The sequence below is a fragment of the Stenotrophomonas sp. 3diitr2024 genome (assembly GCF_042136455.1).
Taxonomy (GTDB): Bacteria; Pseudomonadota; Gammaproteobacteria; order Xanthomonadales; family Xanthomonadaceae; genus Stenotrophomonas; species Stenotrophomonas sepilia.
The window spans coordinates 1-329 of sequence record NZ_JBHHMJ010000048.1; the positions used below are offsets into that span (position 1 = coordinate 1).

Sequence of the window (329 nt, forward strand, 5' to 3'; positions counted from 1 at the left end):
CCGCGCGCAGCCGCTCCAGTTGGCTGGACAGGGTCAGCCGCACCGGGTCCAGCAGGGGCGAGTTGCCCAGCAGGGCCAGTGCCAGCACCGCCCAGCACATCCAGCGGTTGACCGGCTCGGCCAGGCCCAGCATCTCGCGCAGTGCATCGCTGCGCGCATGCTGCGCATTGCGGCTGTTGAGTTCAGTGGCCAGGGTCAGCTGCGCGTTGCGGCTGGCCAGCTACCAGCTGGAAGTGCTGCGCGAGAAGAACCGCGAGCTGGCACGACGGTTGGCCGATCTGGGCGCCACCGCCCAGGTCAATGAACGCCTTGCGGTGCGCACGCACCAG

Annotated in this window: 2 pseudogenes; one reads left to right on the forward strand and one right to left on the reverse strand. The window is 69.6% G+C overall.

Annotated features, from left to right (window positions below):
* Positions 1–220: pseudogene (locus ABGA94_RS01000) on the reverse strand (hypothetical protein); the annotation flags it as partial.
* Here ABGA94_RS01000 and ABGA94_RS01005 point away from each other — a divergent pair.
* Positions 213–329, forward strand: a pseudogene (locus ABGA94_RS01005) (DUF484 domain-containing protein); the annotation flags it as partial. The pseudogenes ABGA94_RS01000 and ABGA94_RS01005 overlap by 8 nt on opposite strands.